Below are 22,470 nucleotides of genomic sequence, written 5' to 3' on the forward strand. Positions count from 1 at the left end.
CCGGGCGCGACCCTTGTCCTGATCAGGCGCGGAGCGTGGCGCCGTGGTGGGTGGCGGCGGCGGCGATGGCCGCGTCGCGGGCGGTGGTGGCTTCCTCGAGGGTGAGGGTGCGATCGGAGGCGCGGAAGCGCAGGGAGTAGGCGAGGGAGCGTTTGCCCTCGGCCAGTTGGTCGCCGGTGTAGACGTCGAAGAGGTTGAGGTCCTCGAGGAGGGTGCCGGCGCCGGAGCGCAGGGAGTCGGCGACCTCGGCGGCGGGGACGGTGGCGTCGACGACGAGGGCCACGTCCAACAGGACGGGTGGGTAGGCGGAGACCGCGACGGCGGGGCGGGGTTCGGTGAGCGGCAGGGCGTCGAGGTCGAGTTCCATGGCGACGGTGGCCTTGGGGAGGTTGAGGGCCTCGACGACTTTGGGGTGGAGCTCGCCGGCGTGACCGACGGGCCAGTCGCCGACCAGGAGCTGGGCGCACCGGCCGGGGTGCCAGGGGAGCAGGTCTGCGGCGCGGATCCGGAGTTCGACACCGGCGGCACTGGCGACGAGGCGGGCCGCCGCCACGGCGTCGGCCCAGCCGGCCGGTTCGCCGGGACCCCACCAGCCGGCGCGCTGGCGGTTGCCGGCCAGCACGACGGCAACGTGCACCGGCTGCTGCGGGAGCGCGGCGTTCATGGCGGCGATCTCGTCGTCGGAGGGGCGGTCGGCGACGCCGAGGTCGGGGACCTCGACCTGCGCCGCGCGCGGCTGGACGACCTGTCCGACGTGGTAGAGGGACACGTCCCGGGCGCCGCGGGAGACGTTGCGCACCAACGTGTCCAACAGGCCGGGCAGCAGCGTGGTCGCGAGCTCGTCGCGGTCCGACTCGAGCGGGTTGAGGATCTTTACGGTGCGCCGCCGACTGTCCTTTTCGGACAGTCCGAAGGCGTCCCACACGGCCGGGGACACGAACGGGAACGGGAGGACCTCGACGTAGCCGGCGGCGGCCAGCGCCCGGGACACGGTGCGGCGGCGGCGCTGCGCAAGGGTCAGGCCGGTGCCGGCCGGCGCGGTCGGCAGCACGCTCGGGATCGTGTCGTAGCCCTCCAGCCGCAGCACCTCCTCCACCAGGTCGGCCGGCTGCTCGAGGTCCGGCCGCCAGGACGGCGGGACCGCGACGACCATGGGGCGGCCCTCGTCGTCGGAGTCCACCTCGGGCCGGCAGCCCACCTGCCGGAGCCGGTCCACGGTCACGCCGCGTTCGTAAACCACGCCCGCGGTCCTGTCGGGCAGGTCGATCGGCATCCTGATGGCCGGCAGCTCCAGCGGAGCCCCCTCGTCGGTGCGGCCGGGCCGGATGCTGCCCTCGCCGTGGTCGCGCAACAGCCGCGCGGCGATCTCCAGCGCCACCGGCGGAAGCGCCGGATCGACCGACCGCTCGAACCGCTTGGACGCCTCGCTCGGCAGCTTGTGCCGGCGCACCGCCCGGGCGATCGACGGCGGATCCCAGTTCGCCGCCTCCAGCAGGATGTCCGTGCTGTCCGGTCGGATCTCGGTGCTGGCCCCGCCCATCACGCCGGCCAGTGAGATCGGCCCGGACTCGTCGCACACCACGACGTCGTCCGGGTCCAGCACCCGCTCCACGTCGTCCAGCGTCACCAGCTTCTCCCCGGCCCGGGCCCGCCGCACCGAGATCCCGCCGGACAGCGACGGGGCGTCGAACGCGTGCATGGGCTGGCCGGTGTCCAGCATGACGTAGTTCGTGACGTCCACGGCCAGCGAGATCGACCGCATCCCGGCCAACGCCAGCCGCCGCCGGATCCACCACGGGGTGGGCGCCGTCGGGTCCACCCCGGAGACCCTGCGCACCGCGAACCGCCGGCACACCTCGGGATCCTCGATCTTCACCGGCACCGACCGGCCGTCGCCCGGGGGTACCTCGATCGCCGCGGGGTCCAGGTAGGCCACGTCGAACGCGCAGGCCAGCTCCCTGGCCAGCCCCCTGGCCGAGAAGCAGTAGCCGCGGTCCGGCGTGATGGCCAGCTCGATCACGGTGTCGTTCAGTTCGAGCAGCTCGATCGCGTCGTCGCCGGCACCGGAGTCGCCCGTGGGCAGCACCAGGATCCCGCCGTGCTCGTCGCCGAGGCCGATCTCCCGGGCCGAGCAGATCATGCCCTGGCTCAACCGCCCGTACGCCTTGCGCTCGGTGATGGTGAACCCGCCCGGCAGCACCGTGCCGGGCAGCGCGACCACCACCAGGTCGCCCTCGACGAAGTTGGTCGCGCCGCAGATGATCCCGCGGGTCCGCTCGCCGGTGATCTCGTCATCCGGCTCGGCCACCTCGACCCGGCAGAACCGCATGGGTTTCTTGAGACCGGTCAGCTCCTCGATCTCGGCCACCCGGCCGACGATGAGCGGACCGGTCACCGAGTCGAGCCGGCGCACGTCCTCGACCTCGATGCCGACCCGAACGAACGCCTCGGCGATCTCGTCCGCGGAGAACTGTCGGTCGGTCGCGAGGTACTGGAGCAACCAGCTGACGGGGAGCCGCACGGCTCAGGCCTCCGTTCCGAACGGCAGGGTGAACCGGACGTCACCTTCGACCATGTCCCGCATGTCCGGGATCCCGTTGCGGAACTGCAGGGTTCGCTCGATCCCCATGCCGAACGCGAAGCCAGAGTAGACCTCGGGGTCGACCCCGCAGGCGCGCAGCACGTTCGGATGGACCATGCCGCAGCCGCCCCACTCGACCCAGCCCGCGCCGCCCTTCTTGGCGGTGAACCACACGTCGGGCTCTGCGGACGGTTCGGTGAACGGGAAGTACGACGGGCGCAGCCGGATCCGGGCCTCGTCGCCGAACATGGCCCTGGCGAAGGCATCCAGCGTGCCCTTGAGGTGCGCCATGGTCAGGCCCTTGTCCACCGCAAGGCCCTCGACCTGGGTGAACACCGGGGTGTGTGTGGCGTCCAGCTCGTCGGTGCGGAACGTGCGGCCGGGACAGACCACGTAGACCGGCAACTGGCGCTCGAGCAGCGTCCGGATCTGCACCGGGGAGGTGTGCGTGCGCAGCACCAGACCCGAACCCTCCGGCGCGACGTAGAAGGTGTCCTGCATCGTGCGGGCCGGGTGGTCCTTCTTGAAGTTCAGCGCGTCGAAGTTGAACCATTCGGTCTCCACCTCGGGTCCCTCGGCGACCTCCCAGCCCATGCCGACGAACACGTCCGCGATCCGTTCGGACAGCGTGGTGATCGGGTGCCGGGCGCCGCGCGGGAACCGGTCCCACGGCAACGTGACGTCGACCCGCTCCTCGACCAGCACCCGCTCGTCCCGCTCGGCCTGCAGCTGCGCCATCCGCTCGTCGAAGGCGGCGCGCACCGCGAGTTGCGCCTCGTTGACCCGTTTGCCCGCCTCGGCGCGCGCCGCGGGCGGCAGCGCTCCGATCTCCCGGCGGGCGGTCAGCAGGGGGGACTTGTCGCCGAGATGCGCGGGCTTGGCCGCGGCGAGCGCGGCGAGGTCCGCGGCGGCGGAGAACTCCTCGCGCGCCTTCTCCACGGCGGCCTGCAGCGTCTCCGGTGCAAGGGCCGCGACCTCCTTGGGATCGTAGGAGTCGTTGGCTCCGGACATGGTTGGTGTACAGCTCCTGGATTCTGTGGCCAGGTGTGGCCGGCTCGTGGCTGCGGCGTCAGCAGCGAGCAGACCACGATCTTAGGTGATGGCCACACCCGGTTCGAACTCGGTTACTCGAGGCCCGGCATCGCCACCGGCAACCCGTTCTGCCGCGCCGTCTCCGCCATCCGCTTGTCGTAGGTGACCAACGCGGTCAGCTCCCGGCCCAGCGCCTCCGCACTGGCGATGTGGATCGCGTCAAGCGACCGGACCGGACCGGGCACGTTCGCCGCGGCGTCCCGGATCAGGCCGGTGACCGTGATCTCGGTGTGTTCGCGGAGCAGGCGCGGCAGGAGGTTGGGATAGTTGCCGAGCCGGTCGCAGGTCCGGACCGTCTCGATCATGCCGATGGTCGAGGTGGCCAGCTTTTCGGTGGCACGGGTGTCGAGGAACCTCCGCAGCGCCTTGGCATGCGGCCGCTCGACCACGATCGTCACCAGCGCCGACGAGTCGAGGTAGATCAATACCGCTCACCCTCGCGCATCTCAAACAGGATCGCCAGCGGGTCGACGTCGTCGGGCACCTCGATGTGGGTGAACTTGTCCCAGTCGCCCGCGGTGAGCTGGCCGGAGGCCGGGTTGATGGTGCCGTTGGCGACCAACTCGTCGTACTTGCTCATGTGTGGGCTCGGTTGGCGGACTTCGGCGATCACCTTGCCGTGCCGGGTGATCTCGATGGTCTCGCCCTGCTCCACGCGGGCGAACATGGCGCTCGGGTTGAACGAGAACTCGCGAATGCTGACCACGGTCATGGCGCACCCCCTCTGGATAGATGTGCCTACATGAGAGTACAACAAGTAGGCACATTTCTGCCGGTCAGTGCTGGGCGCCGGCGCTGGCGTAGAGGCAGACCGCGGCGGCCGTGGCCAGGTTGAGGCTCTCGGCCCGACCGTAGATCGGGATCCGAACGAGTTGGTCGACCGCCGCGCGCGCCGCTTCCGGTAGGCCGTGAGCCTCGCCGCCGAACACCCAGGCGGTCGGGCCGGCCAGATCGACACTGCCCAGGTCGTTCTCGGCGGTCCCGTCCGCGGCCAGAAGCCTAAGGCCGGCTGCCCGGCACGCGGCCAGGGTCGCACCAACATCACGCGATCGAGTGATCGGAAGGTGGAACAAGCTGCCGGTCGACGCCCGAACGCACTTGCCGTTGTGCGGATCGACGGTGTCCCCGGCGAACAGCACGGCGTCCGCGCCGGCCGCGTCGGCCACCCGGGTCACCGTGCCGGCATTGCCCGGGTCGGCCACCCCGGCCAGCACCGCGACCAGCCGCGGGGAGCCGGCGAGAGCGGCGTCGAGCGGCCCGTCGACCAGATCGCAGACCGCCACGATCCCCTGCGGCGTCACGGTTTCGGACAGTCCGGCGGCCGCCCGGCCGGTGACCGTGGACACCGGCACACCCACATCGCGCAGCAGCTCAGCGTTGCGGGCGGCGGCATCCACGGTCACGAACAGCTCGTGCACCGTGCCGAAGGCGAGCGCCTCCCGGACGGCCTGGGCCCCCTCGGCCAGGAACCGGCCGGCCCGCTCACGCCCGGAGCGCCTGGTCAGCTGCCGGGCGGCGGCCACCCTGGGCGTCCGCTCCGTATACGGCGGACTCTCGGTCAGGAAGCCTTGCCCTGGGCCGGAGCGTTCTCGCGGGCGACGGCCACCAGCGCGGCGAACGCGGTCGGGTCACTTACCGCCAACTCGGCGAGGATCTTGCGGTCCACCTCGACGCCGGCCACCCGCAGGCCCTGGATGAACCGGTTGTAGGTCATGCCGTTCTGCCGAGCCGCGGCGTTGATCCGGGTGATCCACAGCTGCCGGAAGTCCCCCTTGCGCGCCCGGCGGTCCCGGTAGGCGTAGTTGAGCGAGTGGAGCACCTGCTCCTTGGCCTTGCGGTACAAGCGCGAGCGCTGCCCCCGGTAACCGCTGGCAAGTTCAAGAGTCGTGCGACGCTTTTTGTGGGCGTTGACCGCCCGCTTGACGCGTGCCACTGATCCGTCCTGTCGAGCTCGTGGGCGGCATGGGTGGCCACCCAGATGGTCAAGGGTCTCAAATCGGCCGAACGGTCAGCGGCCGAGCAGCCTGTTCACCCGGCGGCGGTCCTTCTTGGACACCTCGGTCGTACCGGACAGGCGCCGGGTCAACTCACTCGACTTCTTCTCAAGCTTGTGACGCAGACCCGCCTGCTGACGGAGCAGCTTGCCGCCCGCGGTGACCTTGACACGCTTCGCGGTCCCCGTGTGGGTCTTCTGCTTGGGCATGTTTGTTCCTCGATCTGTATCGGATGGTTCGCCGTGACCGGCGGGGTCACTCCGGGTCGGAGCCGGCACTCGGCGTCGTCGCCCGCTGGCGCGCCTTCTGGGTCTTGTGCGGCGCCAGCACCATGATCATGTTGCGGCCGTCCTGCTTCGGCGTCGCCTCGACGAAGCCGAGGTCGGCGACGTCGTCGGCGAGCCGCTGCAACAGCCGGAAACCCAACTCCGGCCGGGACTGCTCGCGGCCCCGGAACATGATCGTGACCTTGACCTTGTTGCCGTGCTCGAGGAAGCGCACGACGTTGCGCTTCTTGGTCTCGTAGTCGTGCGTGTCGATCTTGGGCCGGAGCTTCTGCTCCTTGATCACGGTGAGCTGCTGGTTGCGGCGCGACTCGCGGGCCTTCTGGGCGGTCTCGTACTTGTACTTGCCGTAGTCCATGAGTTTGCACACCGGCGGCCGGGCCGTCGGGGCGACCTCGACGAGGTCCAGATCCGCCTCCTGCGCCAGCCGGAGCGCGTCCTCGATGCGGACGATCCCGACCTGCTCGCCGTTCGGTCCGACAAGGCGGACTTCCGGCACGCGGATGCGGTCATTGATACGGGTCTCGGAACTGATGGGGCCTCCTTGGTCCGAGGTCAGGTCTCTGCAGGTCTGTCGTGCGGCCCGGGTGGCACGTGAGGCCCCCGACAGCATCGAACCCCGTCGCCTGTGGCGAACGGGGCCCGCATCCGACCGACCCCGGCGGCTCCGCCGGGACACCGTGACCTGCCGGACGAACCGGCATCGGCCACCGCGATCGGACCCGGCCACCTCAAGAGTGACCCGGGTGGGAGCGGGGGCTCCACTTTGCCGCCCCACACGGGGGCAGGTCGCGTCGTTCAGGATATCAGACCGGTCGGCGCCGACACGCCCACCCACCGCCGCCGGCGCCGCCCGGATCACCGACACCGGGGCGCCCCGCTGGGCGGCCCCGCTGGGCGGCCCTGCTGCACTCCCGCTGGAACGCAACAACAGCAGTTGATCCCGGAGGGGCGGACTAGCGAGGCGGGTGACTCCAGTGGAACCACAGTTCGGGCCGGCCGACCTGGCCGTACTGTAACCGGCGCACGGCGAACCCGTTGTCCGCGAGGTACTCCAGGTAGCGGCGGGCGGTCACCCGGGACACCCCGATCGCGTCGCTGGCCCCGCCGGCCGAAAGGCCGTCCCCGGCGCCGCGCAGCGCGGCGATCACCGCGTCCAGCGTCGGCGCGCTCATTCCCTTGGGCAGTGCGGGACTGTCCGGCCCGCGCAGCGTCGCCAACAAGCTGTCCACATCGGACTGACCGGCGACCTCGCCGGCATTGCCGGTGCCGGCGAGGAACCGCGCGTAGCGCTCCAGCCGGTCCCGCATCGCGGCGAAGGTGAACGGCTTGAGCAGGTACTGCACCACGCCCGCGGACACCGCCGCCCGCACCACGGCGAGGTCGCGCGCGGAGGTCACCGCGATCACGTCGACCGCGTGCCCGGCCGCGCGCACCGCCCGGCACACGTCCAGCCCGTGCGCGTCCGGCAGGTAGAAGTCCAGCAGCAGCAGGTCCACCGCGCGCTGCCGCAGCGCCCGCAGCACCTCGGCGCCGGTGTGTACCACGCCGACCACCACGAAACCGGCAACCCGCTCCACGTACTGCCGGTGTGCCTCCGCGGCGACCGGATCGTCCTCGACCACCAGCACCCGGATCACGACCGGACCCCGCTGGACACCGGCAGCCGCACCGTGAACACGGCGCCGCCGTCGGCCCGCACCTCGATCGTGCCGCCGCCCCGCCGCACCGCCTGACCGACCAGGGCGAGCCCGAGGCCCCGCCCGGCGCCGGACTTGGTGGACCAGCCGCGGTGGAACAGGTCCTGCACCTGGTCGGGTTCGACGCCCGGTCCGTTGTCGGCCACCCGCAGCACCAGCTCCGCGCCGTCCACCCGCGCGGTCACGAACACCTGCGCCGGGCCGCCCGCCTCCAACGCGGCGTCCAGCGCGTTGTCGATCAGGTTGCCCAGGATGGTCACCACGTCCCGGGCGGCCACCGGATCCCCGTCCAGCACCGCGTCGTCGATCCCGGTGTCCTCGGTGATCACCAGTGTCGCGCCCCGCTCGCTGGCCTCCGCCGCCTTCCCGAGCAGCAGTGCGGCCAGCACCGGCTCGGCCACCGCGCCCACCACCCGGTCGGTCAGCCGCTGGGCGATCCGCAGCTCGGCCGTTGCGAACTCCACCGCCTCCCGGGTGCGGCCCAACTCCACCAGCGACACCACGGTGTGCAGCCGGTTGGCCGCCTCGTGCGCCTGGGAGCGCAGCGACTCGGCGAACCCGCGCACCGAGTTCAGCTCACCGGTCAGCGCCAGCAGCTCGGTGTGGTCCCGCAGGGTCACCACGCTGCCGTGCACCCCGTCGCCGGCGTGCACCGGCGCCGAGTTGACCACCAACACCCTGCGGTCGGTCAGCCGGATCTCGTCGTGCGCCACCCGCGCACCGGACAGGCTGTGCACCAACGGCTCCGGCAGTCCGAGGTCGTCGATCCGCCGGCCCTCGACCGGCCCGGCGAGGTCGAGCAGCGCCCGCGCCCCGTCGTTGCACAGGGCCACCCGGCGGTCCCGGTCGACCAGCAGCAGGCCCTCGTGCACCGCGTGCAGGATCGCCTCGTGGTAGGACAGCCTGCGGCCCAGCTCGGCCGGACCGAGCCCGTGCGTCTGGCGCCGCAGCCGCCGGCTGACCAGATAGGTCCCGGCGGTGCCGACCGCCAACGCCAGCACCGCCACGATGATCAGCGGCACCAGCCGGTCGCGCACCTTGCCGGCGATCGCGTTCAGCGTGATCCCGACGCTGACCAGCGCCACGATGTGCCGGTCCTGGTCGTAAACCGGCACCACCGCGCGCACCGACGGGCCCAGGGTCCCGGTGTAGGTCTCGGTCAGCGTCTCCCCGGCCAGCGCCCGGTCGGTGTGGCCGAGGAACTGCCCGCCGATCTGTTCCGGGTTGGGATGGGTGAACCGCCGTCCCTCGGTGTCCATCACCACGACGAAGTCCACCCCGGTGTCCACCCGGATCCGCTCGGCCAGCGGCTGCAGGATCGCCGTCGGGTCGGCCGTGCCGACCGCCTCGGTCACGGTCGGCTCGTCGGCGAACGTGCTGGCCACCGAGATCACCTTCTCCCTTGCGGAGTCCTCGGCGTGCCGCGCCACGTCCAGGTAGACGAACACCGCTCCGCCGGCGACCAGCAGGCTCACGATGATCACCTGTAACACGAGCAACTGTCGGGCCAGGCTCATCCCCACAGTGTGAACGAAATGAACACAACCGTGACCCCACGCTCGGTGGCGGGGATAGTGCGGACCGGAGTCGCCGAATGTCGCGAGGAGGCGAACCATGACCGCGAACGCCCAGCAGACCACGCAGAACCGGCGCCGGGATCGCACCCACTACCTCTACGTCGCGGTCATCGTGGCCGTGGTCGCCGGGATTCTGGTGGGCTGGCTGTTCCCCGAGTTCGGCAGAGCGATGCGGCCGCTGGGCCAGGGTTTCGTGAACCTGATCCGAATGATGATCAGCCCGATCATCTTCTGCACGATCGTGCTCGGCATCGGGTCGGTGGCCAGGGCCACCAAGGTCGGCAAGGTGGGCACCCTGGCGATCGGCTACTTCATGGTCATGTCCACCGTCGCGCTGATCATCGGCCTGGTGGTCGGCAACCTGCTGAGCCCCGGCGAGGGCCTCAACCTGACCGACGCGGCCCGGGCCCAGGGCGAGGCGCAGGCGGAGGGCTCCGAGAGCACCACCGAGTTCCTGCTCGGCATCATCCCGACCACGCTGCTCTCCGCGCTCACCGGCGACAGCGTGCTGCAGACCCTGCTGGTGGCGCTGCTGGTCGGGTTCGCCCTGCTGTCCCTCGGCAGCCACGGCAAGCCGATCCTGACCGTGATCGAGTACTTCCAGCGGCTGGTGTTCCGGATCCTGTCGATGATCATGTGGACCGCGCCGATCGGCGCGTTCGGGGCGATAGCAGCGGTGGTCGGCTCGACCGGGCTGGCCGCGCTGAAGAGCCTCGCGGTGATCATGCTCGGGTTCTACGCGACCTGCCTGGTGTTCGTGTTCGGCGTGCTCGGCTCGCTGCTCTGGGCGGTGGCCCGGGTCAACATCCTTGCGCTGTTCCGGTACCTGAGCCGGGAGTTCCTGCTGATCCTGTCCACGTCCTCGTCCGAGGTGGCGCTGCCCCGGCTGATCGCCAAGATGCAGCACTTCGGCGTCGGCCGGACCACGGTCGGCATCACGGTGCCGACCGGGTACTCGTTCAACCTGGACGGCACGGCGATCTACCTGACCATGGCCACGCTGTTCATCGCCGAGGCGACCGGATCTCCGCTGTCCGCGGGCGAGCAGATAAGCCTGCTGGTGTTCATGATCATCGCGTCGAAGGGCGCTGCGGGGGTGACCGGGGCGGGCCTGGCCACGCTGGCCGGCGGGCTGCAGGCGCACCGGCCGGACCTGGTCGAGGGGGTCGGGCTGATCGTCGGGATCGACCGGTTCATGTCCGAGGCCCGGGCGCTGACCAACTTCGCCGGCAACTCGGTGGCCACGGTGCTGGTCGGGGTGTGGACCCAGGAGTTCGACCGGGAGCAGGCCAGCCGGGTGCTCTCCGGAGAGGATCCGTTCGACGAGACCACCATGCTCGACGAGCCCGACGACGACGCGGATCGGCAGGCCACAGCGGACGCGGATCGCGCGAGCGAATCCGCGCCCGCGGCCAGGGGGTAAGAGGATGTAGTGGACTTCTCCGCCGTCCCTCGGAGAAGTCCACTACATCCGCCTCGCGGGTGCCGCGCGGTCAGTCCTGTTCCAGGACAGTGACCTCCAGGGTGCCGTCGGTGTAGCGGCGGCGCAGTTCCTTCTTGTCGAACTTGCCGACGCTGGTCTTGGGCACCTGCGGGATCACGCTCCACCGCTCCGGAACCTGCCACCAGTCGACCCGGCCGGCCAGGAAATCGCGCAGCTCGGCCAGATCCGCCCGGCGACCCTCCAGGAACACCACCGCGGCCAGCGGGCGCTCGTGCCAGCGCACATCCGGCACGCCGATCACGGCCGCCTCGGCCACCGCCGGATGGGTCATCAGCTGGCTCTCCAGCTCCACCGACGAGATCCACTCGTCGCCCGAGCGGATCACGTCCTTGGCCCGGTCGGTCAGGGTCAGGAACCCGTCCGGGGTGAGCGCGCCGATGTCGCCGGTGCGCAACCAGCCGCCGGCGAACCGGTTCGTCGCGTCCCGGTCGGACTCCTCCGGCCGGTAGTACCCGCTGGCGATCCACGGCCCGCGGATCTCCAGTTCCCCGACGCTCTTCCCGTCGTGCGGCACCGGCCGGCCGTCCGCGCCGACCAGCCGCGCCTCCAGCGACGGCAGCAGCCGGCCCTGGCTGATCCGGTACGGCCAGGCGTCCTCCCCGACCGCGGCCGGCGGCGGGTGCGCCACCATCGCGATCGGCGACGTCTCGGTCATTCCCCAGCCCTGCACCACCCGGACCCCGTGCCGCTCCTCGAACTCGCGCATCAGCGCCGGCGGGCACGCCGCCCCGCCGGCCAGCACCTGGCGCAGCGAGGACAGGTCGGCCGGGTGCGAACGCAGGTGCTCGAGCAGGCCGGACCACGTGGTGCTCACCGCCGCCGCCACGGTCGGCCGCTCCCGCTCGATCATCGCCACCAGCGACTCCGGCTGCAGGAACCGGTCCGGCAGCACCTGCCCGGCCCCGGCGAGGAACGCCGCGTACGGCGTCCCCCAGGCGTTGACGTGGTACATCGGCACCACCGGCAGCAGCCGGTCCGCCGGGCTCATGCCGTGCGCGGCCGGCGTGTTCACCGCGATGCTGTGCAGGAAGATCGACCGGTGGCTGTACGCCACGCCCTTCGGCTCCCCGGTGGTGCCGCTGGTGTAGCACAGCGACGCGGCGTCGTGCTCGTCCGGCTCGGCCCACTCGAAGTGCTCGGACTGCGCGGCCAGCAGCTCCTCGTAGTCGTGGGTGAGCCTGCCGGCGCTGCGGGTGGCCGCCGGCCGTCCGCCGCCGACCACCACCACGTGCTCCACGGTGGGCAGCTCCGGGAGCAGCTCGGCGAACCGGGGCAACGCGGTCTCGTTGACCAGGATCACCCGGTCCTCGGCGTGGTTGATCGTGTACACCAGCTGGTGCTTGGAGAATCGCAGGTTGATCGTGTGCAGCACCGCGCCCATCGCCGGCACCGCCAGGTAGGCCTCCAGATGCTCGACGTTGTTCCACATGAACGTGCCGACCCGATGGTCCCCGGTCACCCCGAGCGAGCGCAGCGCGCCGGCCAGCCGGGCGCAGCGGGCGCCCACCTCGCCGTAGGAGCGGTACCGCGCCGAGGTCCCGGCCCAGGTCGCCACCCGGGCGTCGGCGTGCACGGTCGAGCCGTAGCGCAGCATCCGCGCCACGGTCAGCGGGGCGTCCTGCATCGTGCTTCTCACCGCGGCCGGCCCTCGCCCCGGCCCCGGCCCAGCTCCCACGCGGTCAGCGCGAGCGAGACGGCCACGAACGTCGCCCGGCCCTTGAGCGGGCGGCCGAGCAGGCTCTCCAACCGGTTGAGCCGGTTCAGCACCGTGTTGCGGTGGCAGTACAGCCGGGTCGCGGTGTGCGCCACCGAGCAGTTGGTGTCAATCCACACGGCGAGGGTGGTGAGCAGGTAGTGGCCCTCCTTGCCGGGCAGGTCCAGCACCGGGCCGAGCAGCTCGCGGACCAGCATGTCGGCCAGGTCCGGGGAGCGCACCAGCAGCGCCTCGGGCAGGTGGTCCTCCAGGATGGCCAGCCCGGGCTTGCCGGCCGGCAGCGTGGCCATCGCGACCGATGCGAACTGGTAGGCCTCGTCGACCTGACCGAGGCCGGACACCACCGGACCGATCCCGCCGCGGCCGCGCATCGCCGGTCGCAACCGGCGCAGCGCCGCGTCCTGGCCGGCCCGCTCCAGCGCCACCAGGCCGACCAGCAGCTCGCCGCTGACCTGCCAGACCGACCGGAACCCGCCCGCGGCCAGCGTCTCGGCCGGCATCTCCACTCCGGGCCGCCCGCTGGACGTGGGTTCCACGGTGACCACCAGGTACGGGCTGTCCGCCGGGAGTTCCAGCTTGAGCGCCGCCTCCTCGGCGAAGCCGCCGTCCCGGCCGCGGCCGCGGAGCAGCTCGTCCACCATCACCCGGCGGCGTTGCTCGGCCATCCGCAGCAGCTCCAGCTCGGTGCGGTGGTAGTGGTAGCAGGTGGCGAACTCGGCCGAGACCTCGTCCACGGTCAGCCACAGCGCGCCGGCCAGGTCGACCAGCTCGGGCTCGCCGCGGCCGGCCGCGCAGCCGGCCAGCTCCTGCCACAGCGCCAGCCCGCCAAGCCGGTAGGAACGCAGCAGCGAGTCCAGCGGGATGCCGCGCTCGGCCGCCCGCCGCGCGCTCGCTCGCACCACCGCCATCGGCTCGCGCTCCGTGGTCAGGTCACCGGCCAGCAATCGCAGCACGGACTCGGCGTTGTCCCGGCAGGTGCGGCGCAGATCCGGCAGCGACACCAGCGCGTTGTCCAGGTAGGCGGAGTTCTTCGCCACGATGTGTGAGACCCAGCGCTCGGCGATCGCGTCCAGCCGCTCGCGCAGCGCCGCGACGAGTCCGGCTGACTCGATGGGCACCGCGCCGGCGGCAGGCTCGACCGTCACCATGAAGTCACGATGCTCGATTTGACCCCGAACAGCAAGGATGGCGGGGGGTCAACGGTGTGCACTGCGCACAAGCGACGAGCGGTCGAATTGAGCGTTACCACCAGTGATCACGCGGTGTCCGGGCCGGCCAGGTAACGGCGCAGCCCGCGCTGGCCCCGGCGCATCATCGCGGCGTGGTTGGCCCGGAACAGCGGGCGGGCGACCGGGGCGAGCCGGCGCAGCAGCGACTTGTTGACCACGACCCGCTGCGAGATCGCCAGCGTGGCCGGACCGGCGCCGCCGGCGGCGACCACCCCTTCGCAGTAACCCGCCAGATCGCCGGACAGGTCCACGCGCAGCCGCCCGGCCCGCTCGTCCTGTTCGACCCGGTGCAGCCGGAACACCAGCGCGTAAGGGAGCACGGCCCGGCAGGTCAGCTCGGCGGTGTCCTCGTCCACCCGGTGCACCGACCGGACGTCCGGCCACCAGCGGGGGTAGTTGGTCAGGTCGACCAGGGCGCCGAACAGCCGGGCCGCCGCCACCTCGACCGACCACACGTTGCGGAACCGGTACTCGTGTAACGACACCTCAGACCGGTACCGACACGAACTTCTTGCCGCTGGTGGTGACCACGTCGACGGAGACCACGTCGTCCGCCTTGACCAGGGCCGAGCCGTCCAGCGTCGTGCCCTCGCGGGCACCCTTCTCGGACACCAGCCAGCCGCCGACCAGCACCGGCGACCCGGACCGCGGCACCACGTACAGCTCACAGGGCTCGCCCTGCGGGATGTCCCGGGCGACGACGTGCACCCGCACCCACCCCTCCTGCGGGGTCACGTCCACGGCGAGCTTCGCCCCGGTGGTCGCGTCGGTCGCCTCCGCGTGCACGGCGTTGGCGGCAATCGTGGGTCCAGGTGCGGTCTGCCGGCCGACCAGGTATCCGGCGCCGAGGGCCACGCCGACCAGCACCACGAACGAGGCGGCGACCAGCGCCAGCCGGCGGCCGGGCGAGCTTCGCTGGATCTGTGTCGGAGTCGCGGCCGCGCGCTTGCCGTGCTCGGTGCGGGCCGCCCGGATGGTGCGCTGCAGCAGCAGGTCGCTCTCCGGCGGGCCGTCCAGGAAGGCTTCCGAGGGCACGTCGTCCATGGCGGCGCGCAGGTCGACAAGGTCGGCGATCTCGCGGCGGCATTCGAGGCAGCCGGCGATGTGGTCGTGCACGATCTGGGCCTCGCGGGCGTCCAGGACGCCGAGGGCATAGGCGCCGAGCAGCGAGCGGTCATGCTCAACCGAACTCATCGGATCCGCACCTCGCAAGCTCGGTGCTGCTCGACCCCGCCGCCTCGCAGGCTCGGCCGCGGGGCAGTGCTCATCGGTTCGCTCGCAAGCTCGCTCATCGCAGCACCTCCCCTGCTCCAGGCCGGCCGGCGAGCACGGTCCGCAGCGCGCGCAGCGCGTGGTAGGACCGCGACTTCACGGTTCCGGCGGGTATGCCCAGTTCCTTGGCGGCCTCGGCCACCGTTCTACCCCGGTAGTACATCTCCACAAGCACTTCCCGGTGCTCGGCGGACAGCGAGTCCATGGCGCCGAGTACGGCCATCGAGTTGACCACTTGTTCGGCGTGGTCCAGCTCGACGGCCGGCACGTCCACCGGCTCGCCCACCTCCTGCGGACGGGCCGCTCGGGCCCGGGCGCGGTCGGTGATGATGTTTCGTGCGACGGTGAGCAACCACCCTCGCACCGACCCCTTGGAGTCGTTGCGCAGATCATCCGCGTGCTTCCAGGCGCGGAGCAGCGTCTCCTGCACCACGTCCTCGGCCGCGGCCCGGTCCCCGGTGAGCCGGGTTGCATAGGCCAACACGCTACGACCGTGTTCGTGATACAGGAAACGGATCAGGTCCTCGCCTGGCGCGCGCTGTTCCTGCACGTCGCTGTCGCGCCGTCGGCGCGACCGCAAGCCTGGGAACGTCACGCCTGCCCTCACCTGCCCGGACTAATCGGACACTACCGTGGTCGGCGAGAACAGTACTGGACCGTGCCATGAGACATGTCCACCCTTTCATCTTTGCCGTGCTGGCGGGTCCGCCGGGCGGGTGTGGAAGGGGACCGTTTCCCGCCCGGCGGAGCCTTTTCTCAGTTACCACCGTCATCGGCCGCCGCTGTCGGGAGGCGGGGCCGCCACGGTGGTCTGAGCCTTCTCGCCATCGGGTCGGGCGGCGAACCACGTGCCGCCGACCCCCTGGCCGTTCGTGTCGCCGGGTCTGACGTCCTCGGCGAAGTGGTAGAGCGGCCACCCCTTCAAGGTGACCTGGGTACGTCCGTCGGCCCGGCTGACCACGCCGACCAGGCCCGGTTCGATGCCGCTGAGCACGACCTCGGAAGCCGTTCGGACGATCATCGGCGGCCACAGCCGCGCGCAGTCCGCGGCGCAGGTGGCGGCCGGCGGGCTGGCCCGGTCCCGGTCGAACCGGTACAGCGTGAGCCCGTGCTGGTCGGTGACCACGGGGCCGAGCACGCCGGCCTCGGTCACCACGAGCCTGGCATCGACCGCGCCGCCGGTCCCGGCGCCCGTGGCGGGCACCGGGACCGCGGTGCCGGCCTCCCGGCCGCACGCCGCGAGCGCCATCAGACCGGTCGCCGCCGCGGCGACGACCGGGGCTCGGGTGCGCGTCATGGGACCGGCCTCTCTACTCGTGCGACACCATCCACACGAGCGGCCCGTCGCTCCGGTTCACCCGGTTCGCCAAATTTTTCGGAGAACTTGGTCGGGGTCACCGCCGCCGCTCATGCCGAGGAACCGCGACTCGACGGCGACCACCGATCCATGAACCGGCCGGGGACCCCTAGGCTTTTCGCCATGGCGACGTGGGCAGCGACCGACATACCCGACCAGACCGGCCGCACGGTGGTGATCACCGGAGCGAACAGCGGGATCGGGGCGGCCGCCGCCGGTCAGTTGGCCCGGGCCGGGGCGCAGGTGATCATCGCCTGCCGCAACACGGAGAAGGGCGCGGCGGCCGCGGCGGCGATGTCGGGCCCGGTCGAGGTCCGGGCGCTGGATCTGGCCGACCTGTCCTCGGTGCGGGCGTTCGCCGAGACGGTCACCGAGCCGGTGGACATTCTGATCAACAACGCCGGGGTCATGGCGACCCCGCTTCGCCGCACCCCGGACGGCTTCGAGCTGCAGATCGGGACCAACCACCTGGGTCATTTCGCGCTCACCGGCCTGCTGCTCGACCGGATCCGGGACCGGGTGGTGACGGTGGCCAGCAGCATGCACCGGGCCGGCCGGATCCGGCTGGACGACCTGAACTGGGAGCGTCGGCGCTATCAGCGGTGGGGCGCGTACGGCCAGTCCAAGCTGGCCAACCTGCTCTTCACCTACGAGCTCGGGCGTCGGCTGACCGCGGCCGGCTCGCCGGTGCGGGCGGTCGCCGCGCACCCGGGCTACGCCGCGACCAACCTGCAGGCGCACACCGAGTCGGTGCTGGACCTGCTCATGCGCATCGGCAACCGGGTGTTCGCCCAGAGCGCGGCCAACGGCGCGCTGCCCACGCTGTACGCCGCGGTCACCGACGTGCCCACCGGCAGCTACGCGGGACCGTCCGGAATGTCGGAGATGCGCGGCGCACCAAAGCTGGTCCAGTCCAGCCCCGCCGCACGCGACGAGGACACCGCCGGCAAGCTCTGGGACCTCTCCGAACAACTCACCGGCGTCACCTACAAGTTCGGCTGACGCCGCGCCGCCCGGCGAAAGCCCCGCGCCGGATCCGGCGCGCGGGCTGCCCGCTCGAGCCGTGGCCGAGCGGGAACGGTCGCGGGTCAGCCGGCGGCGGCGGTGTCCTGGTCGGTGAGCACCGTGCGGAGGAACTCGCCGGTGTAGCTCTCGGGTAGGTCGGCGACCTGTTCGGGGGTGCCCTCGGCGATCACCAGGCCACCGCCGGAGCCGCCCTCCGGGCCCATGTCGATCACCCAGTCCGAGGTCTTGATCACGTCGAGGTTGTGCTCGATCACGATCACGGTGTTGCCCTTCTCCACCAACCCGTTGATCACGCCGAGCAGCTTGCGGATGTCCTCGAAGTGCAGGCCGGTGGTCGGCTCGTCGAGGATGTAGACGGTCTTGCCGGTGGACCGCTTCTGCAGTTCGCTGGCCAGCTTGACCCGCTGCGCCTCGCCGCCGGACAAGGTCGGCGCGGGCTGCCCCAGCCGCACGTACCCCAGGCCCACGTCGACCAGCGTGCGCAGGTGCCGGTGGATCGCCTTGATCGGCTCGAAGAACTCCTCGGCCTCCTCGATCGGCATGTCCAGGACCTCGGAGACGGTCTTGCCCTTGTAGTGCACCTCAAGGGTCTCCCGGTTGTACCGGGCGCCCTTGCACACCTCGCACGGCACATACACGTCCGGCAGGAAGTTCATCTCGATCTTGATCGTGCCGTCGCCCGCGCACGCCTCGCACCGGCCGCCCTTGACGTTGAACGAGAACCGGCCCGGCTGGTAGCCGCGCACCTTGGCCTCGGTGGTCGCGGCGAACAGCTTGCGGATGTTGTCGAACACCCCGGTGTAGGTGGCCGGGTTGGACCGTGGAGTACGGCCGATCGGCGACTGGTCCACCCGGACCAGCTTGTCGACCTTCTCCAGGCCGCGCACCCGGGTGTGCCGGCCGGGAACCTGGCGCGCCCCGTTGAGCTTGTTCGCCAGCACCGTGGCCAGGATGTCGTTGACCAGCGTGGATTTCCCGGAACCGGAGACCCCGGTGACCGCGACCAGGCAGCCGAGCGGAAACGACACGTCGATCCCGCGCAGGTTGTGCTCGCGGGCGCCGACCACCGTGAGCTGGCGCCGGTTGTCCACCGGGCGGCGCATCATCGGGACCGGGATCTCCTGCCGCCGGGCGAGGTAGGCCCCGGTGAGCGACCGCTTGTTGCGCAACAGCTCCTTGAACGATCCACTGTGGACGATCTCGCCGCCGTGCTCGCCGGCGCCCGGCCCGATGTCCACGATCCAGTCGGCGGTGCGGATGGTCTCCTCGTCGTGCTCGACCACGATCAGCGTGTTGCCCAGGTCGCGCAGCCGGGTCAGGGTCTCGATCAGCCGGTGGTTGTCCCGCTGGTGCAGCCCGATCGACGGCTCGTCCAACACGTAGAGCACGCCGACCAGACCGGAGCCGATCTGCGTGGCCAGCCGGATCCGCTGCGCCTCGCCGCCGGAGAGCGTCGCCGACGCCCGGTCCAGCGACAGGTAGTCCAGGCCGACGTCCAGCAGGAACCGCAGCCGCGCCTGGATCTCCTTGAGCACCGCGCCGGCGATCATCTTCTCCCGATGGCCGAGCGAGAGCCCGTCCAGGAACTCGGCGCACTCGCCCACGCTCAGCGCGCACACCTCGGCGATGGACCGCGCCCCCTGCACGGCGTGCTCGAGCGTGACGGCCAGGATCTCCGCCTTGAGCCGGGTGCCGCTGCACGCGGGGCAGGGCACCTCGCGCATGTAACCCTCGTACTTCTCCCTGGCGTAGTCCGACTCGGTCTGGTCCAGCCGGCGCTCCAGGAACGGGATCACGCCCTCGAAGGCGGCGTAGTAGGAGCGCTCACGGCCGTAGCGGTTGCGGTAGCGGACGTGCACCTGCTCGTCGATGCCGTGCAGCACCGCCTTCTGCGCCTTGGCCGACAGCCGCCGCCACGGCACGTCCATCCGGAAGCCGACCGCCTCGCCGAGCGAGGTCAGCAGCCGCTCGAAGTACTCGGCGGTCTGGCCGACCGACCACGGCGCGATCGCGCCCTCGCCGAGCGAGAGCTCGTCGTCCGGCACCACCAGCTCCGGATCGACCTCCATCTTCGTGCCGAGACCGGTGCACACCGGACAGGCGCCGTAGGGCGAGTTGAACGAGAACGACCGCGGCTCCAGGTCCTCGATGGCCAGCGGGTGGCCGTTCGGGCAGGCCAGGTTCTCGGAGAAGCCGCGGATCCGCTGCGGGTCGTGCTCGGGCAGGTCGACGAACTCCAGCTCGACCAGGCCGTCGGCCAGCCGCAACGCGGTCTCCACCGAGTCGGTGAGCCGCTGCTTGGCGCTGGTCTTGACGGTGAGCCGGTCGATGACCACCGCGATCTCGTGCTTCTCCTGCTTCTTCAGCTTCGGCGGCTCGGTCAGCGAGTACACCGTGCCGTCCACCCGGGCTCGCGAGTAGCCCTGCGACTGGAGCTGGGAGAACAGGTCGACGTACTCCCCCTTCCGGCCGCGCACCACCGGGGCCAGCACCTGGAACCGCACCCCCTGCTCCATGGCCAGCACCTGGTCCACGATCTGCTGCGGGGTCTGCTTGCTGATCGCCTCGCCGCAGATCGGGCAGTGCGGCTTGCCGGCGCGGGCGAACAGCAGCCGCAGGTAGTCGTAGACCTCGGTGATGGTGCCGACGGTCGAGCGCGGGTTGCGGCTGGTGGATTTCTGGTCGATGGACACCGCGGGCGAAAGGCCCTCGATGAAGTCCACGTCGGGCTTGTCCATCTGGCCGAGGAACTGCCGAGCGTAGGCGGACAGCGATTCGACATAACGCCGCTGCCCCTCGGCGAAGATCGTGTCGAAGGCGAGGCTCGACTTGCCCGAGCCGGACAGGCCGGTGAAGACCACCAGGCTGTTCCTGGGCAGGTCGAGGTCGACACCGCGCAGGTTGTGCTCCCGCGCACCGCGGACGACGAGGCGGTCGGCCACTGAGTTCCCTTCAATCGTGCTGGTGGGTCGTGCTCGGAGCAGCCGGATGAGGCCACCCGAGCGGCCGCGCCCATGCTATGACCGAGCACCGACAATTCCGTCGGGTACCCGAACGGCGACCGACGCCACTCACCGAGCGGTTTCGGTCCCGGCCAAATCCGCCTAGGCTGTCCGAATCCCAACCCAAGCCTTGACCACTTTCACGACCGATCACGCGGGGATGTCGGTATGACCGGATCAAGCACCTCACCGGAGACGTCGGTGGAGCACGAGACCGTGCCTGCCCAGCGTAGCTCCGCCGAACGAACGGCAATGGAGCGCGCCGGCAAGGGCCTTGCGGCCGTGCGGCTGGCGACCGAGCGGCTCTGGGGTGAGGTTTCCCTGCTCGATGACCGGGAGATCAAGCGCCCGACCCAGCTGCCCGGCTGGACCAGAGCGCACGTCGTGACCCACCTCGCGCGCAACGCCGACGCGTGTGTGAACCTGCTCACCTGGGCACGGACCGGGATCGAGCACCCGATGTACGCCAGCCGGGCGGACCGGGACGCCGACATCGAGGAGGGCTCGAAACGGATGGCCCAGGTCCTCCGCGAGGACCTGCTCGCCGCGTGCACCCGGTTCGAGGAGGCGGCCGACCGGTTGACCGGCCGGGACTGGCTGGCGCAGGTCGCGCACCGCACCGGCCGGGTGTTCGCCGCCGGCTACGTGCCGTGGATGCGGCTGTTCGAGGTGTGGGTCCACCTGGTCGACCTGGACGTCGGCTTCGGCTTCGCCGACATCCCGGCCGCGCACCAGACGGCGCTGCTGCAGAGCGCGGTGTACCCGCACGTGCGGACCGACGGCACCCCGCTGCGCATCCGGGCCGAGCTGCCGGACGGCGGTCAGCGCAGCTGGGAGATCCGCACGCCGGCGGCGGCCAGCATCTCGACGGACATCATCGGACCGGCCGCGCCGATGCTGGCCTGGCTCGCCGGCCGGGGCAGCGGCACCGACCTGCGCGGCAACCCACCGGAACTCGCGCCCTGGGGCTGAGCCGCACCGGTCAGCCGCCGGTGCGCCGGCCGCTCGACCAGCCGGGTCATCAGCCAGCCGAGCAGCACGGCCGCGGCGACGCAGACGATGATCCGCGCCCATGGCCGGACGCCGCCGTCGACCAGCAGCCGGGCGACCACGAAGCCGAGTTCCTGGTTGACCAGGTACAGGCCGTAGGAGATGCCGGCCAGCCAGGTGATCACCGGGGCGAGCCGGTTCAGCGGGCCGACCTTCCAGTCCGGGCCGCCGGCCGCCGCCACGATGCCGACCAGGACCACGCCGAACGCGATGGTGGACGGGGTGTCGGTGAAGTGCGCGTGGGCGTCCTGGGCGACCAGCACGGCGACCAGGTAGCCGGCCAGGTGCGCGCCGCCGAGGCGCTTGCTGGTCCACATCCAGATGGCCACTCCGGCACCGAACAGCGCCACCCGGTGCAGGGCGAGGCCGTCGAACGTGGACTTGATCCACTGTGCCGCGTCGTCACCCCTCAGCGTGAAGCGGATGATCACCGGAACGAGGACCAGCGACCACAGCAGCCCCGACAGCCGCTGGCCGCCCCAGCCGAACCGGCGGCACAGGAACGTGGCCGCCACGAACGCCATGACCTGCGCCGGCAGGGTCCAGTAGGAGGCGTCGATCCAGTGCAGCGCCGGTGACCAGGCCTGCACCATGAACACGTTGCCGAGCAGGTCGGCGAGGGTGGGCAGGTACCAGGGATGGGCGGTCACGCCGGCCACCGAACTGGGCTGACCGAAGACGAGGTCGAGCGGGCCGTCGAACCGCAGGTGGTTGAACGCGGCGACGGCGAGCCGGGTCACGAAGTAGGTGGCGAGCACGGCAACCACGTAAGCGGGGATCACTCGGGCGAGGCGGTTCCATAGCCACTTGCCGGTGTTACCCCTGCGTACAGTGACACAGACGAAATAGGCCGAGATCACCATGAGGGTGCTCGCACCGAACTGCAGCGGGAGCACCACCGGATAGGGCCCGAGTTCCGGATGGTTGATCGGCGCTTGGTGCGTGACGTGCTGAAAGACGACGGCGCCGACGGCGATGACACGGAGGAGATCCCAGCTGAGCCGCCGCTGGGAGCGTTGTGGGGTATCAGTTTTCGGGTTCGGCACGAGCTCGCAGACGAGTCGGGGGCACTGGGTTACGGTCGCTCT

General features: G+C 71.2%; 20 protein-coding genes and 1 pseudogene. 3 read left to right on the forward strand and 18 right to left on the reverse strand.

All coding sequences use genetic code 11. The annotated features are described in order from the left end of the window. Positions 1-22 precede the first annotated feature (22 nt). The 10 genes from pheT to VFV67_RS31360 all read right to left on the reverse strand — a co-directional run bounded on the left by pheT (position 23) and on the right by VFV67_RS31360 (position 9,168). The gene (gene pheT, locus VFV67_RS31315) at positions 23-2,521 is read right to left on the reverse strand and encodes a phenylalanine--tRNA ligase subunit beta (protein ID WP_326474304.1); all 2,499 of its coding nucleotides are present in this window, start codon (positions 2,519-2,521) and stop codon (positions 23-25) included. A gap of 3 nt (positions 2,522-2,524) precedes the next feature. Next, complete coding sequence (gene pheS / locus VFV67_RS31320; protein ID WP_326474305.1) at positions 2,525-3,592, reverse strand: phenylalanine--tRNA ligase subunit alpha; 1,068 nt, start codon at positions 3,590-3,592, stop codon at positions 2,525-2,527. A 113-nt stretch (positions 3,593-3,705) separates the two neighbouring features. After that, positions 3,706-4,098 (reverse strand): type II toxin-antitoxin system VapC family toxin, encoded by a 393-nt coding sequence (locus tag VFV67_RS31325; protein WP_326474306.1) that lies wholly within the window; start codon positions 4,096-4,098, stop codon positions 3,706-3,708. Further along, the gene (locus VFV67_RS31330; RefSeq protein WP_326474307.1) at positions 4,095-4,385 is read right to left on the reverse strand and encodes a hypothetical protein; all 291 of its coding nucleotides are present in this window, start codon (positions 4,383-4,385) and stop codon (positions 4,095-4,097) included. Before VFV67_RS31330 ends, VFV67_RS31325 begins: the two co-directional genes overlap by 4 nt. Positions 4,386-4,449: 64 nt before the next feature. Further along, the gene (locus VFV67_RS31335) at positions 4,450-5,196 is read right to left on the reverse strand and encodes an RNA methyltransferase (protein ID WP_326474308.1); all 747 of its coding nucleotides are present in this window, start codon (positions 5,194-5,196) and stop codon (positions 4,450-4,452) included. Positions 5,197-5,231: 35 nt separating this feature from the next. Continuing rightward, a complete protein-coding gene (gene rplT, locus VFV67_RS31340) occupies positions 5,232-5,606 on the reverse strand; it encodes a 50S ribosomal protein L20 (RefSeq protein WP_326474309.1) in 375 nt (124 codons plus the stop codon). Between the two features lie 75 nt (positions 5,607-5,681). Then, positions 5,682-5,876: a 50S ribosomal protein L35 gene (gene rpmI, locus VFV67_RS31345; protein WP_326474310.1), complete on the reverse strand. Its 195-nt coding sequence runs from the start codon at positions 5,874-5,876 to the stop codon at positions 5,682-5,684. A 46-nt stretch (positions 5,877-5,922) separates the two neighbouring features. Then, complete coding sequence (gene infC / locus VFV67_RS31350; protein ID WP_326474311.1) at positions 5,923-6,564, reverse strand: translation initiation factor IF-3; 642 nt, start codon at positions 6,562-6,564, stop codon at positions 5,923-5,925. Positions 6,565-6,907: 343 nt separating this feature from the next. After that, the gene (locus VFV67_RS31355) at positions 6,908-7,591 is read right to left on the reverse strand and encodes a response regulator (protein WP_326474312.1); all 684 of its coding nucleotides are present in this window, start codon (positions 7,589-7,591) and stop codon (positions 6,908-6,910) included. Further along, positions 7,588-9,168: a sensor histidine kinase gene (locus VFV67_RS31360; RefSeq protein ID WP_326474313.1), complete on the reverse strand. Its 1,581-nt coding sequence runs from the start codon at positions 9,166-9,168 to the stop codon at positions 7,588-7,590. Before VFV67_RS31360 ends, VFV67_RS31355 begins: the two co-directional genes overlap by 4 nt. 97 nt (positions 9,169-9,265) lie before the next feature. On the opposite strand from VFV67_RS31360, the gene VFV67_RS31365 reads away from it, so the two are divergent. Continuing rightward, positions 9,266-10,651 carry a cation:dicarboxylate symporter family transporter gene (locus VFV67_RS31365; RefSeq protein WP_326474314.1) on the forward strand — a complete coding sequence of 462 codons (1,386 nt, stop codon included), beginning with the start codon at positions 9,266-9,268 and terminating at the stop codon, positions 10,649-10,651. 70 nt (positions 10,652-10,721) lie between these two features. Here the strand turns inward: VFV67_RS31365 and VFV67_RS31370 are convergent, their stop codons facing one another. The 6 genes from VFV67_RS31370 to VFV67_RS31395 all read right to left on the reverse strand — a co-directional run bounded on the left by VFV67_RS31370 (position 10,722) and on the right by VFV67_RS31395 (position 16,244). Continuing rightward, positions 10,722-12,368 (reverse strand): long-chain fatty acid--CoA ligase, encoded by a 1,647-nt coding sequence (locus VFV67_RS31370; RefSeq protein ID WP_326474315.1) that lies wholly within the window; start codon positions 12,366-12,368, stop codon positions 10,722-10,724. Continuing rightward, positions 12,365-13,594 carry a helix-turn-helix domain-containing protein gene (locus VFV67_RS31375; protein ID WP_326474316.1) on the reverse strand — a complete coding sequence of 410 codons (1,230 nt, stop codon included), beginning with the start codon at positions 13,592-13,594 and terminating at the stop codon, positions 12,365-12,367. The genes VFV67_RS31370 and VFV67_RS31375 overlap by 4 nt, the downstream gene beginning before the upstream one ends. A 107-nt stretch (positions 13,595-13,701) precedes the next feature. Continuing rightward, entirely contained in the window at positions 13,702-14,160 is a 459-nt protein-coding gene (locus VFV67_RS31380; protein WP_326474317.1) for a polyketide cyclase, read from the reverse strand. A 1-nt stretch (position 14,161) separates the two neighbouring features. Next, positions 14,162-14,869, reverse strand: coding sequence for a zf-HC2 domain-containing protein (locus VFV67_RS31385; protein ID WP_326474318.1), 708 nt, complete (start codon positions 14,867-14,869; stop codon positions 14,162-14,164). Between the two features lie 94 nt (positions 14,870-14,963). Continuing rightward, positions 14,964-15,497: a sigma-70 family RNA polymerase sigma factor gene (locus tag VFV67_RS31390; RefSeq protein WP_326474422.1), complete on the reverse strand. Its 534-nt coding sequence runs from the start codon at positions 15,495-15,497 to the stop codon at positions 14,964-14,966. Positions 15,498-15,716: 219 nt separating this feature from the next. Beyond that, positions 15,717-16,244, reverse strand: a complete 528-nt coding sequence (locus VFV67_RS31395; protein WP_326474319.1) for a hypothetical protein — start codon at positions 16,242-16,244, stop codon at positions 15,717-15,719. Between the two features lie 183 nt (positions 16,245-16,427). Here VFV67_RS31395 and VFV67_RS31400 point away from each other — a divergent pair, with 183 nt between their 5' ends. Continuing rightward, positions 16,428-17,306, forward strand: a complete 879-nt coding sequence (locus VFV67_RS31400) for an oxidoreductase (protein ID WP_326474320.1) — start codon at positions 16,428-16,430, stop codon at positions 17,304-17,306. A gap of 86 nt (positions 17,307-17,392) precedes the next feature. Here the strand turns inward: VFV67_RS31400 and uvrA are convergent, their stop codons facing one another. Beyond that, positions 17,393-20,272: an excinuclease ABC subunit UvrA gene (uvrA, locus tag VFV67_RS31405; RefSeq protein ID WP_326474321.1), complete on the reverse strand. Its 2,880-nt coding sequence runs from the start codon at positions 20,270-20,272 to the stop codon at positions 17,393-17,395. Positions 20,273-20,500: 228 nt separating this feature from the next. On the opposite strand from uvrA, the gene VFV67_RS31410 reads away from it, so the two are divergent. Next, entirely contained in the window at positions 20,501-21,304 is an 804-nt protein-coding gene (locus VFV67_RS31410; RefSeq protein ID WP_326474322.1) for a maleylpyruvate isomerase N-terminal domain-containing protein, read from the forward strand. Between the two features lie 56 nt (positions 21,305-21,360). Here VFV67_RS31410 and VFV67_RS31415 read toward each other — a convergent pair. Next, positions 21,361-22,428 (reverse strand): annotated as a pseudogene (locus tag VFV67_RS31415) (acyltransferase family protein); the annotation flags it as partial. Between the last annotated feature and the right edge of the window lie 42 nt (positions 22,429-22,470).

Origin of the sequence: Actinophytocola sp. (assembly GCF_035762905.1) — a bacterium.
In the GTDB taxonomy this organism is placed as follows: domain Bacteria; phylum Actinomycetota; class Actinomycetes; order Mycobacteriales; family Pseudonocardiaceae; genus DASYTH01.

Excerpts from the sequence above, each read along its gene's own strand:
- pheS (WP_326474305.1), bottom strand. The coding sequence starts at position 3,592 with ATGTCCGGAGCCAACGACTCCTACGATCCCAAGGAGGTCGCGGCCCTT.
- VFV67_RS31330 (WP_326474307.1), bottom strand. The coding sequence starts at position 4,385 with ATGACCGTGGTCAGCATTCGCGAGTTCTCGTTCAACCCGAGCGCCATG.
- rpmI (WP_326474310.1), bottom strand. The coding sequence starts at position 5,876 with ATGCCCAAGCAGAAGACCCACACGGGGACCGCGAAGCGTGTCAAGGTC.
- infC (WP_326474311.1), bottom strand. The coding sequence starts at position 6,564 with ATGCTGTCGGGGGCCTCACGTGCCACCCGGGCCGCACGACAGACCTGC.
- VFV67_RS31360 (WP_326474313.1), bottom strand. The coding sequence starts at position 9,168 with ATGAGCCTGGCCCGACAGTTGCTCGTGTTACAGGTGATCATCGTGAGC.
- VFV67_RS31365 (WP_326474314.1), top strand. The coding sequence starts at position 9,266 with ATGACCGCGAACGCCCAGCAGACCACGCAGAACCGGCGCCGGGATCGC.
- VFV67_RS31375 (WP_326474316.1), bottom strand. The coding sequence starts at position 13,594 with ATGGTGACGGTCGAGCCTGCCGCCGGCGCGGTGCCCATCGAGTCAGCC.
- VFV67_RS31385 (WP_326474318.1), bottom strand. The coding sequence starts at position 14,869 with ATGAGTTCGGTTGAGCATGACCGCTCGCTGCTCGGCGCCTATGCCCTC.
- VFV67_RS31395 (WP_326474319.1), bottom strand. The coding sequence starts at position 16,244 with ATGACGCGCACCCGAGCCCCGGTCGTCGCCGCGGCGGCGACCGGTCTG.
- VFV67_RS31400 (WP_326474320.1), top strand. The coding sequence starts at position 16,428 with ATGGCGACGTGGGCAGCGACCGACATACCCGACCAGACCGGCCGCACG.
- VFV67_RS31410 (WP_326474322.1), top strand. The coding sequence starts at position 20,501 with ATGACCGGATCAAGCACCTCACCGGAGACGTCGGTGGAGCACGAGACC.